A 10,650-nucleotide genomic window follows, 5' to 3' on the forward strand; every position below is an offset into this window, starting at 1 on the left:
CCCGCCGCAGCACCGCCCGCTGCGTCGCGAGCGGCTCGTGGTCGCCGAAGTTGTGCCACAGCCCGAGCGAGATCGGCGGCAGCCGCAGCCCCGAGCGCCCGCAGCGTCGGTAGACCACGTCGTCGTAGCGGGTCGGGTCTGCCTGGTAGTCGTCCACGCGGTAGGTCATGCCTCCATGGTGCCCGGTCCCGCGGGCATACACTCGGGCGGATACCCATGGACACCACGCACTCGCAGCCGCCGCACCCGACGACCGCCGCCCTCTCGACGTTGCCCGCGGACGCCTCGACCGAGGGCCTGTCCGCCTGGGCGGACATCGACCTCGAGGCGATCCGCGACAACGTCGCCGCGCTGGGCCGTCGTGCCGGTGACGCGGAGGTCATGGCCGTCGTCAAGGGCGATGCCTACGGGCACGGCCTGCTGCCGGTGGCCCGGGCCGCCCTCGCCGGCGGCGCCTCATACCTCGCGATCGCCCAGCTGGGGGAGGCGCTCGCGGCACGCGCCGGAGGCCTGACCGCGCCGGTCCTCACGTGGCTCTTCCCGCCCGGGGCGGACCTGGCCACCGCGATCCGGTCCGACATCACGCTCACCGCGGCAGCGCCGTGGGCGCTCGCCGAGATCGCCGCCGCGGCCCGGGAGGTGGGCACCACCGCGACGATCCACATCAAGGCCGACACCGGCCTGGGGCGCGGGGGATCGTGGGGCGAGGACCTCTCCGGCATGTTTCGCGACGCGGCCCGGCTCGAGGCGGACGGCGTCATCGACGTCGAGGGGATCTTCTCCCACTTCGCCCGCGCCGATGAGCCGGGCGACCCCTCCATCAGGGCCCAGCAGGAGGTCTTCGAAGCGGCCCTGGCCGAGGCGGAGCGGGCCGGCCTGCGGCCCCGGCTGCGCCACCTGGCCAACTCCGCCGCGACCCTGACCAACCCCTCGGCGACCTACGACATGATCCGCCCCGGGGTCTCCGTCTACGGGCTCTCGCCGGTGCCGGACGTCGGAGGGCCGACCCACTTCGGCCTGCGGGAGGCGATGCGGGTGACGGCCCGGCTCATCAACGTCAAGGACTGCCCGCCCGGTCAGGGCATCTCCTACGGCCACCGGTACACGACCACTGAGCAGACCCGGCTGGGTCTCGTCCCGCTCGGGTACGCCGACGGCATCCCACGGCACGCCTCCTCGGTCGGGCCGGCGCAGGTCGGCGGGCGCCGGTACACCGTCGCCGGCCGGGTCTGCATGGACCAGTTCGTCCTCGACCTCGGAGCGGACTCGCCAGCAGCCGTCGGTGACCCGGTGACCCTCATCGGGCAGGAGGCGAAGGGGGAGCCCACCGCCCAGGACTGGGCGGCCGCCATCGACACCATCAACTACGAGATCGTCACGCGGCTGGGCTCGAGGGTGCCCCGCCGCTACCTGGGAGGGCTCTGATGGCCGAACCGGACACGCAGCGGCCAGACGGCAAGGACACGCCGGGCGGCCGCCGCATCGGCCGTGCCGCGGCGACCGGGATCGGCCTGGGCGCCGCCCTGGTCGGCGGTGCCGCCATCGCCGGGGTCGGTCTGGCGAGCAAGGCGGCCGCGCGCACCTCGCGCGCGTACGCCGTCACCGACCCGGACCGGGTGCACGTCTACCCCTTCGAGGCCACCCGTGAGGTCGCGGTGCCCGCCAGTGACGGGCTCGTGCTGCACGCCGAGGTCGACGAACCGGAGGGGACGGGACCTGACGCCCCCACCGTCGTGCTCGTCCACGGTTTCGTGCTCAACCTCAGCTCCTGGATCCACCAACGAGTCGCGCTCGTCGAGGCCGGCTACCGCGTCGTCAGCTACGACCAGCGCAACCACGGGCGCTCGGAGGCCGGCGACCTCGAGCGCTGCACGATCGACCAGCTCGGCAAGGACCTGCGGGCGGTCCTCGACGCGACCACGCCGGAGGGGCCGGTCGTGCTCGTCGGCCACTCGATGGGCGGCATGACGATCATGAGCTTCGCCATGCGCTACCCGGAGCTGACCCAGCAGCGGGTCGCCGGGGCGGCGCTCATCGCGACGAGCGCCGGTGGCGACGGCGTGGTCCGCCTCGGTCTGGGGCTGGTCTTCGACCGCGCGATCACGATGCTCGGCCCGGGGGTGCTGGGCAACCTCGGTCGTCGGGAGGGCCTCTGGGGAGGTCTGCGCGCGGCCGGGCGTGGCATCGAGTCCCGGCTCGTGCAGCACTACGCCTTCGGCGAGCCGATGCCGACCGAGACGCTGCGTGCCGTGGCGACGATGATCTTCGGCACCCGGCTGGAGGCCATCGGAGCCTTCCTCCCCGAGCTGGACGGTCTCGACGTGCGCGAGGCGCTGCCGGGCCTGCGAGAGACCCCCGTGGTCATCGTCTCCGGCGGCGAGGACCGGCTCATCCCCGCCGAGCACAGCGAGACCCTCGCCCGGGAGCTGCCGGCGGCGGAGACCGTGGTCGTGCCGGAGGCCGGTCACCTGGTCCAGCTGGAGTCTCCCGACGTCGTCACCGAGGCCGTCCTCGGGCTGCTCGAACGCACTCGCGGTGACGACCCGCAGGCCGACGCCGACCGGGCGGCACGATCCGTGCCGGGGCACAGCGCATGAGCATCGTGCTGCCGGACACGGACGCCACGATCGCTGCCGGGTCCCGCCTGGCCTCCCTGCTGCGGGCGGGTGACCTCGTCGTGCTCACCGGCGGCCTCGGCGCGGGCAAGACGGTGCTGACCCGCGGGATCGGCTCGGCCCTCGGGGTCCGGGGAGAGGTGACCTCACCCACCTTCGTCATCGCCCGGGTACACCCCTCGCTCGTCGGCGGGCCGGAGCTGGTGCACGTCGACGCCTACCGTCTCGGCGGCACCGCGGAGCTGGACGACCTCGACCTCGAGGCCGAGCTCGAGCAGGCCGTGACCGTCGTCGAGTGGGGCGCCGGACTCGTCGAGGGCCTCACCGATGACCGGCTCGAGGTGACCCTGACCCCGGACCCGGTGACCGAGGAGCGCACCATGGAGGTGCGCGGGATCGGCCCGCGCTGGGCCGACGTCGACATCGCCGCCGTCCTGACCACCGAGGACGAAGGGGGTCTGCCGTGAGGCTGCTCGCGTTGGACACGGCCACCTCCGCGATCACCGCGGCCGTGCACGACGGGGACCGCGTGCTCGCCTCCCGCACCGTCCCCGACGCGCGCCGGACCACCGAGCTGCTCGCCCCGCTGCTGCGGGACGTCCTCACCGAGGCAGGGACCCGCCCCGAGGAGGTCACCCGTGTCGCCGCCGGCACCGGGCCGGGTCCCTTCACCGGGCTGCGCGTCGGGCTCGTGACCGCGCGCACCATGGCCCACGTCAACGGGACCACCGTGCTCGGGGTCTGCTCGCTCGACGCGCTCGCCGAGGCCGCGCGCCGGGCCGGGGCGCGCGGGGAGCTGCTCGTGGCCAGCGACGCCCGGCGCAAGGAGGTCTACTGGGCGCGCTACTCCTGCACCGAGGAGGACGTCACCGCGATCGACGAGCCGGCGGTCACCAGGCCCGCGGACCTGCCGGAGGTGGTCCGGGCCCTGCCCACGGTCGGCCGCGGACCGCTGCTCTACCCCGAGCTGCTCACGGCCGCACCAGGACCCGAGGTCCTCGACGTCGACGCCGCGGTGCTTGCCGACCTCACCGTGGCCCGGCTCACCGCAGGCGAGGACATGCCGGCCGAGCCGCTCTACCTGCGTCGCCCCGACACCGCCGCCCCGGCCCCGCCGAAGTCCGTCATCGCCCCCGTCCCGCAGCGCAACCAGGCACCCCACGTCGGTGGCGGCGCCGAGCAGGTCCAGCAGTGACCGCAGCGGTGGCCGATCCGGTGCTGCGGGAGGTCCGTTGGCAGGACCTGGCGGGGCTGGCCGAACTGGAGGAGGAGCTCTTCGGTCCCGAGGCCTGGAGCCTGCGCTCCTGGTGGGGCGAGCTCGCCGGGCGTCCGCGCCGCGAGTACGTCCTCCTCGAGGACGATGCGGGCATCGCCGGGTACGCCGGCATCGACCACGTCGGCGACGTCGCCGACGTCATGACCATCGCGGTGCTCCCGCGACGGCGCGGCAGCGGGCTCGGCCGGCGACTGCTGGAGGAGCTGGTCGCCCGCGCCCGGGCGGCCGGCTCCCTTCGCCTGGTCCTGGAGGTCCGCGAGGACAACGTGCCCGCCCGGCGCCTCTACGAAGACCGCGGGTTCGCCCACGTCCGCACCCGGACCCACTACTACCCGGACGGGGTCGACGCCCGCGTCCTCGCCCTCGACCTGACGGAGGAGCCGTGAGCGACACCCCACTCGTGCTCGGCATCGAGACCTCGTGCGACGAGACCGGTGTCGGCATCGTCCACGGCACCGAGCTGCTCGTCGACGCGATCGCCTCGAGCGTGGACGAGCACGCCCGGTTCGGCGGCGTCGTGCCCGAGGTCGCCAGCCGCGCCCACCTGGAGTCGATGGTCCCGATGATCGAGCGGGCCTGCCGGCAGGCGGGGGTCGCCCTCACCGACATGGACGGCATCGCCGTCACCGCCGGGCCCGGCCTCGCCGGTGCCCTCATGGTCGGCGTCGCCTCCGCGAAGGCGCTCGCGCTCTCCCTCGGCCTGCCGCTCTACGGCGTGAACCACCTCGCGAGCCACGTTGCCGTCGACATCGTCGAGCACGGACCGCTGCCGGAGCCGACGATGGCGATGCTCGTCAGCGGTGGGCACTCCTCGCTGCTGCTCGTCCCCGACGTCACCCGCGACGTGCGCAGCCTCGGCTCGACGATCGACGACGCGGCGGGGGAGGCCTTCGACAAGGTCGCCCGGGTCCTCGGGCTGCCCTTCCCCGGCGGGCCGCACATCGACCGCGCCTCCGGGGACGGGCAGATCACCATCGACTTCCCCCGCGGGCTGACCGGCCGGAAGGACATGGAGCGACACCGCTTCGACTTCTCCTTCTCCGGCCTCAAGACCGCGGTCACCCGGTGGGTGGAGACCCGCCGCGCCGCCGGTGAGGCCGTACCGGTGCCCGACGTGGCCGCCTCCTTCCAGGAGGCGGTGGTCGACGTCCTCACCCGCAAGGCGGTCCTCGCCTGCCGGGAGCACGACGTCGCCGCGCTGCAGGTCGGTGGTGGGGTCGCGGCGAACTCGCGGCTGCGGGCGATGGCCCAGCAGCGCTGCGACGAGGCGGGTGTCGCCCTTCGCGTCCCCCGTCGGGCGCTGTGCACCGACAACGGCGCCATGGTCGCCGCCCTCGGCGCCCAGCTGATGCTCAAGGGCCGCCCCGTCAGCGACCTCTCGCTGCCCGCGGACAGCTCGCTGCCGGTCACGGACGTGCGCACCGGACTGCCCGTGGCGGTCGACCACGACCACTGACGCCGGGTTGCATTCGGGTCACGAAAGTCGAACGCGCTTGTGGCAGCGGTTTACCAAGTGATTACGGTGGTCGTTGGCCGGCGCTCGGTGATTCGCGCCATCGGGTGGGCGCGGGCCGTGAACGTGTCGCCCATGTCAGGAGATCAGTGAGCTCCATCACCGCCACCAACCTCTACAAGGTCTTCGGCCGCCGGCCCGACCGCGGAGTCCGAGCGCTGCAGCAAGGATCCACCCGGGACGAGCTGCGTGACCAGGGCCTGACGGCCGCCGTCATCGACGCCTCGTTCTCGGTGGACCCGGGGGAGATCTTCGTGGTCATGGGCCTCTCCGGCTCCGGCAAGTCGACGCTCATCCGCATGGTCAACGGCCTGCTCACCCCGACCAGCGGGGACGTGGTCATCGGTGACACCAACCTGACCCGGGCGAAGGGGGAGGCGCTGCGCCGGGTCCGGCGGGAGCGGGTCAGCATGGTCTTCCAGCACTTCGCGCTGCTGCCGCACCGGACGGTCGGCGAGAACGCCGCCTACGCCCTGGAGATCCAGGGGATGAACTCCTCCGACCGGCAGAAGCGCGCCGAGGAGGCGCTGGCGATGGTCGACCTCGGGGGCTGGGGCGGCTCGATGCCCGACGAGCTCTCCGGCGGCATGCGCCAGCGGGTCGGGCTCGCCCGGGCGCTGGCGTCCGGGACCGACATCATGCTCATGGACGAGGCCTTCAGCGCCCTCGACCCGCTGATCCGTCGCGGCATGCAGGACAAGCTGGTCGAGCTGCAGGACCGCTTGGGCAAGACGATCCTCTTCATCACCCACGACCTCAACGAGGCGATGCGTCTGGGCGACCGCATCGCGATGATGCGCGACGGGCGGATCGAGCAGATCGGCACGGCCGAGCAGATCCTCGATGACCCTGCGAACAACTATGTCGCCCAGTTCGTCCAGGACGTCGACCGCAGCCGGGTGATCACGGCCGAGGGCATCATGGAGTCGCCACCGGCGGTGATCGGTACCGGCACCGGCCCGCTCGCTGCGCAGAAGGTCATGCGCGAGACGCAGACCGGGTGGCTCGTGGTGCTCGACCGGGACCGGCGACTGGCCGGCATGGTGCGGGAGGAAGACGTGGCAGTTGCGGTGCGGGAGAAGCGAGACCGGCTGCCGGTGATCGGACGTGAGGCAGTCGCCTCGGTCGGCCCGGACACCCTCCTGGCGGACATGTTCCGCGAGGCATCCGATGCGGACAGCCCGGTGGCAGTCGTCGACGACGAGGGCAAGGTGCTGGGCACCGTTCCCCACGTGACCCTGCTGGCGGCGGCGGCGCACACGCCGACGAACGGTGCGGATACCGGCGCCGCCGAGCAGCTGGGGGTGACGTCCTGATGGAGGACTCGGTCTTTCCCCGCATCGAGATCGGCTCCTGGGCGGAGTCGATCATCAACTGGCTCACGACGAACCTCAGCGCGCTCTTCGACTTCATCAAGACCGTCATCGGCTGGATGGTCGATACGCTCGACTCCCTGCTGCTGGCACCGGAGCCAGTGGTGCTGGTGATCATCTTCGCGCTGCTGGCCTGGCTGTTCCGGTCCTGGCAGTTCGGGATCGCCACGGCCATCGGCTTCGCCCTCATCGCGTCCATGGACCAGTGGGCCAATGCGATGCTCACGCTGTCGATGGTCGTCATCGCCACGATCTTCGCGGTGGCCATCGCCGTGCCGATCGGCATCCTGGCCGCCCGCAGCTCCGCCGCCAGCGCCGTGGTCAAGCCGGTGCTGGACTTCATGCAGACGATGCCTGCCTTCGTCTACCTGATCCCGGCGATCATCTTCTTCAGTGTCGGCGCGGTGCCCGGCGTCGTGGCGACCGTCGTCTTCTCGCTGCCGCCCGGTGTGCGCCTGACCGAGCTGGGCATCCGTCAGGTCGACGGAGAGACGGTCGAGGCCGGTGCCGCATTCGGCGCGACGCCGCGCCAGATCCTGCGCGGCATCCAGATCCCGCTCGCCACGCCCACGATCATGGCCGGCATCAACCAGGTCATCATGCTGGCGCTGTCGATGGTCGTCATCGCCGGTTTCGTCGGCGCCGACGGGCTCGGCAAGGAGGTCGTCTCCTCCATCTCGACCCTGGACATCCCGCAGGGCGTCGAGGCCGGTCTCGGGGTGGTGGTCCTGGCCGTGTTCCTCGACCGACTGACTGCTGCCCTGGGCAACCCCGGGGAGTACAAGGGCTCGCTGTACCGCTGGCTGCGAGGGGCACTGAAGCGCAACTGAAACCGACCGATCCCGGCGCGAGCCGGAGACGCAGCCGCCCCGAGGCGGCGCCAATGAGGAGGACAACATGAACATGCGACTCAGCCGCAAGGCCATCGCCACGACCGGGGTCGCTGCACTGGCCTTCGGCCTCGCTGCCTGTGGGAGCAGCGACGACGGTGGGGGTTCGGGCGGTGACGGTGACAAGGGCACCATCACGCTGGGCTACATCCCGTCCTGGACCGACGGCCTCTCGACCGCCTACCTGCTCGAGGACCAGCTGACCAAGCAGGGCTACGAGGTCGAGATGCAGACCCTCACCGAGGCCGCCCCGCTGTACACCGCACTGGCCCAGGGCGACGTCGACATGTACCCCTCGGCCTGGCCCGAGGTGACGCACAAGTCCTACATGGACAAGTACGGCGACGACATCGAGGACGTGGGTGCCTACTACGACAACGCGAAGCTGACCTTCGCGGTGCCGAAGTACAGCAAGATCCAGTCGATCTCCGACCTGAAGAGCCACGCCAAGGAGCTCGACGGCAAGATCATCGGGATCGAGCCCGGTGCGGGTCTGACCAAGCAGACCAAGGACAGTGTCATCCCGAAGTACGGTCTCGGTGACGACTTCGAGCTGGTGACCTCCTCGACGGCGGGCATGCTCTCCGAGCTGAAGAAGGCGACGGACAACAAGGAGGACATCGTCGTCACGCTCTGGCGCCCCTTCTGGGCGAACAGCAAGTTCCCGGTCCGTGACCTCAAGGACCCGAAGGGCGCGCTGGGCAAGGGCGAGGCGCTGCACTTCCTCGGGACCAAGGACTTCTCCGACGAGTTCCCCGACGCGGCCAAGCTGATCAAGGGGATCAAGCTGGACGACGAGGAGTACGGGTCCCTGGAGGACATGGTCGTCAACGAGTACGGCGAGGGCAAGGAGAAGGAAGCCATCGACGCCTGGATCAAGAAGAACCCCAAGGCCTTCAAGACCGAGATCACCGAGGAGAAGTAGGCCTTTCTCCCCGCACGAGAGAGCGAGCCCCGGGCCAGTGGCCCGGGGCTCGCTCTCTCGTGCAGGGAGGTCAGCCGCAGCGCAGCAGCCCCATGTCCTCCTTGAGGGTGAGCACCCGGGTGACCGAGGCGTTCAGCTTCTTCGCGAAGGCGGGGTGCTTCGCCCCCTTCGCCTGCAGCGCCTCCACCATCGTCGGCACCTGGCCGGGCTCGGCGGTGAGGACGATGTCGCCTCCGGCGGCGACGAACTTCGTGGCGCGCTGGCCGACCGGGGTCGCGGCCACGGACTTGGCGGCGCCGACGTCGTCGGTGACCACGACCCGGTCGAAACCCAGGTCCCCCCGCAGCATCCCGGTGACGATGGTCCGTGAGAAGACCGCAGGGGTGTCCCCGTCGATCTTGGGGTAGTGCGCGGAGCCGACCATGACGATCTTCGCGCCGGCGTCGATGGTCTTGGCGAAGGGGTGCAGGTGCGTGTCGCCCCTGGTCATCCGGCGGTCGCTGATGTTCTCGTCGGTCAGGTCGGTGTTGCCCTTGATCCGGCCGATGCCGGGGAAGTGCTTGACGGTCGGCTCGACACCGGCGTCGATCATCCCCCTGGCGAAGCTGCTCGCGCCCTTCCCGACGGTGCGCGGGGTGGACCCGTACTGGCGGTCCCACTTGCCGATCGGCTCGTTGTCGGTGCCGATGTCCGCGGGGACGGTGTCGGCGACGGGTGCGAGGTTGATGTTCACGCCCGCGTCCGCGAGCTCGGATCCCCAGGTCTTCGCGGACGAGCGCAGCTGCGGCAGCCGGGACTGCTCCAGCCCCGAGGGGATGTCCGTGAAGCCGGATCCGCTCAGCTGCTGGACCTCACCCCCCTCCTGGTCGGCTGCGACGAGGGTGCCCACCTTCGTGCCGTCCACGGTGGGGGCGACCTGCTGCATGTGCCGGCTCGTGGCGGTCACCGTGTCGGCACCCTCCCAGCCGCCGAGGTAGAGCATGCCGCCGAGGCCCTGCTCGCTCACGTACCGGTCCAGTCCGTCCGCGGGGCCGGGCTCCAGCGCGGCCATGACCAGCTGGCCCGCGCGCTGGGTCGGGGTCATCGCGGAGCGCACCTTCTTCACGCAGCTGCTGGCCGCCGCCGGCGTGGACGAAGGGGGCGTGCCCCCGGTCGAGGAGGAGCCGGCCGTGGAGGAACTGCCGGTGGCGGAGGTGCCGGACGAGCCGCCCGAGGTGCTGGCGGCACTGTCACCGCTCGACCCGCACCCGACGAGGGCGAGCGCGGCCGCGGCTGCGGCTGCACGGGAGAAGACGTGGTGGGACATGTCGGGCACGCTACCTGCGCGGTCGGCGTCCTGCCGGGTGGATCGGCCGTGTCTCAGGAGCCGACGACGAGCACCAGCTGCTCGCCGGCGACGCGCGTCAGCACCACTGTGGCAGTGGCGCCGTCACCCGCGCCGCGGCCGATCTTCAGCTGGCGGCGCAGCTGGTCCTCGTCGATGCGCACGCCGCGCTTCTTGACCGTCAGGCCGGTGACGCCGCGCTCGCGCAACCAGCGCCGCAGCGTCTTCACCGAGTAGGGCATGGCCTCGAGCACCTCGAGGCGCCGGGCGTGGCCGAGCTCGTGGCGCTCCTCGGACGTGACGTACCCGACGCCGGGCTCGAGCTCGAGCCCGGCCGTGGCGGCGGTGACCGTCCCGATGAGGCCGGCGCGCACCACGGCACGGTCGGCCTCGTAGAGCCAGCGTCCGATCGAGCCGGTGTCGGTGGCTGCTGCCGGGTCCGCCTCGCAGTGGGTCTCGTCCACCTCGACGGGAGCCCGCCCCTTGCGCAGCACACGGGCGCTGCGGCCGGGCCGCTGCGCGAGCGGTCCCCACCAGAGGGCGCACTCCAGGACGGTGCCCTGCCAGGAGGTCCACTGCGCCTCCGTGCCCGCCGGCAGGGCGTGCTCGGGCAGGCTCGGGCTGAGCTTGGCGCCGGTGGCGGGGACCTCGTGGGCGACCGAGAGCACGAAGTCCCACGAGGGGGAGATCTCCTCGAGCCGGAAGACGCGGCGGGTACGGCCCTGCCGGTCGGC

11 protein-coding genes and 1 pseudogene are annotated in these 10,650 nt (G+C 71.9%); 9 read left to right on the forward strand and 3 right to left on the reverse strand.

The window, feature by feature from the left end; translation table 11 throughout:
- Nucleotides 1–169, reverse strand: a pseudogene (locus tag JCO01S_RS16310) (aldo/keto reductase); the annotation flags it as partial.
- A gap of 47 nt (nt 170–216) precedes the next feature.
- On the opposite strand from JCO01S_RS16310, the gene alr reads away from it, so the two are divergent.
- From alr to JCO01S_RS14590, 9 genes are all read left to right on the forward strand, one after another.
- Nucleotides 217–1,425: an alanine racemase gene (gene alr / locus JCO01S_RS14550; RefSeq protein WP_084342960.1), complete on the forward strand. Its 1,209-nt coding sequence runs from the start codon at nt 217–219 to the stop codon at nt 1,423–1,425.
- Nucleotides 1,425–2,597 carry an alpha/beta fold hydrolase gene (locus JCO01S_RS14555; RefSeq protein WP_068257339.1) on the forward strand — a complete coding sequence of 391 codons (1,173 nt, stop codon included), beginning with the start codon at nt 1,425–1,427 and terminating at the stop codon, nt 2,595–2,597. Before alr ends, JCO01S_RS14555 begins: the two co-directional genes overlap by 1 nt.
- Nucleotides 2,594–3,082 (forward strand): tRNA (adenosine(37)-N6)-threonylcarbamoyltransferase complex ATPase subunit type 1 TsaE, encoded by a 489-nt coding sequence (gene tsaE, locus JCO01S_RS14560; protein ID WP_068257342.1) that lies wholly within the window; start codon nt 2,594–2,596, stop codon nt 3,080–3,082. Before JCO01S_RS14555 ends, tsaE begins: the two co-directional genes overlap by 4 nt.
- The gene (gene tsaB / locus JCO01S_RS14565) at nt 3,079–3,810 is read left to right on the forward strand and encodes a tRNA (adenosine(37)-N6)-threonylcarbamoyltransferase complex dimerization subunit type 1 TsaB (RefSeq protein ID WP_068257346.1); all 732 of its coding nucleotides are present in this window, start codon (nt 3,079–3,081) and stop codon (nt 3,808–3,810) included. The genes tsaE and tsaB overlap by 4 nt, the downstream gene beginning before the upstream one ends.
- Nucleotides 3,807–4,277, forward strand: a complete 471-nt coding sequence (rimI, locus tag JCO01S_RS14570; protein WP_068257351.1) for a ribosomal protein S18-alanine N-acetyltransferase — start codon at nt 3,807–3,809, stop codon at nt 4,275–4,277. The genes tsaB and rimI overlap by 4 nt, the downstream gene beginning before the upstream one ends.
- A complete protein-coding gene (gene tsaD, locus JCO01S_RS14575; protein ID WP_068257353.1) occupies nt 4,274–5,347 on the forward strand; it encodes a tRNA (adenosine(37)-N6)-threonylcarbamoyltransferase complex transferase subunit TsaD in 1,074 nt (357 codons plus the stop codon). Before rimI ends, tsaD begins: the two co-directional genes overlap by 4 nt.
- A gap of 146 nt (nt 5,348–5,493) precedes the next feature.
- Complete coding sequence (locus tag JCO01S_RS14580; protein WP_068257356.1) at nt 5,494–6,720, forward strand: quaternary amine ABC transporter ATP-binding protein; 1,227 nt, start codon at nt 5,494–5,496, stop codon at nt 6,718–6,720.
- Nucleotides 6,720–7,607, forward strand: a complete 888-nt coding sequence (locus tag JCO01S_RS14585) for an ABC transporter permease (protein WP_068257359.1) — start codon at nt 6,720–6,722, stop codon at nt 7,605–7,607. Before JCO01S_RS14580 ends, JCO01S_RS14585 begins: the two co-directional genes overlap by 1 nt.
- Before the next feature lie 67 nt (nt 7,608–7,674).
- Nucleotides 7,675–8,592 carry a glycine betaine ABC transporter substrate-binding protein gene (locus tag JCO01S_RS14590; protein ID WP_068257360.1) on the forward strand — a complete coding sequence of 306 codons (918 nt, stop codon included), beginning with the start codon at nt 7,675–7,677 and terminating at the stop codon, nt 8,590–8,592.
- Nucleotides 8,593–8,662: 70 nt separating this feature from the next.
- Here JCO01S_RS14590 and JCO01S_RS14595 read toward each other — a convergent pair whose 3' ends face one another.
- Together JCO01S_RS14595 and JCO01S_RS15990 are read right to left on the reverse strand one after the other, a co-directional pair.
- Nucleotides 8,663–9,898, reverse strand: a complete 1,236-nt coding sequence (locus JCO01S_RS14595) for a glycoside hydrolase family 3 N-terminal domain-containing protein (protein ID WP_245634462.1) — start codon at nt 9,896–9,898, stop codon at nt 8,663–8,665.
- Nucleotides 9,899–9,951: 53 nt separating this feature from the next.
- Nucleotides 9,952–10,650: THUMP-like domain-containing protein (locus tag JCO01S_RS15990; protein WP_439645706.1), on the reverse strand; the 699-nt coding region annotated here is incomplete at its 5' end.

The organism is Janibacter corallicola NBRC 107790 (genome assembly GCF_001570965.1).
GTDB classification, from domain to species: Bacteria; Actinomycetota; Actinomycetes; order Actinomycetales; family Dermatophilaceae; genus Janibacter; species Janibacter corallicola.

Bases quoted from the DNA above. Each gene is read 5' to 3' on its own strand.
- alr (WP_084342960.1), top strand. From the start codon at position 217: ATGGACACCACGCACTCGCAGCCGCCGCACCCGACGACCGCCGCCCTC.
- JCO01S_RS14555 (WP_068257339.1), top strand. From the start codon at position 1,425: ATGGCCGAACCGGACACGCAGCGGCCAGACGGCAAGGACACGCCGGGC.
- tsaE (WP_068257342.1), top strand. From the start codon at position 2,594: ATGAGCATCGTGCTGCCGGACACGGACGCCACGATCGCTGCCGGGTCC.
- JCO01S_RS14585 (WP_068257359.1), top strand. From the start codon at position 6,720: ATGGAGGACTCGGTCTTTCCCCGCATCGAGATCGGCTCCTGGGCGGAG.
- JCO01S_RS14590 (WP_068257360.1), top strand. From the start codon at position 7,675: ATGAACATGCGACTCAGCCGCAAGGCCATCGCCACGACCGGGGTCGCT.
- JCO01S_RS14595 (WP_245634462.1), bottom strand. From the start codon at position 9,898: ATGTCCCACCACGTCTTCTCCCGTGCAGCCGCAGCCGCGGCCGCGCTC.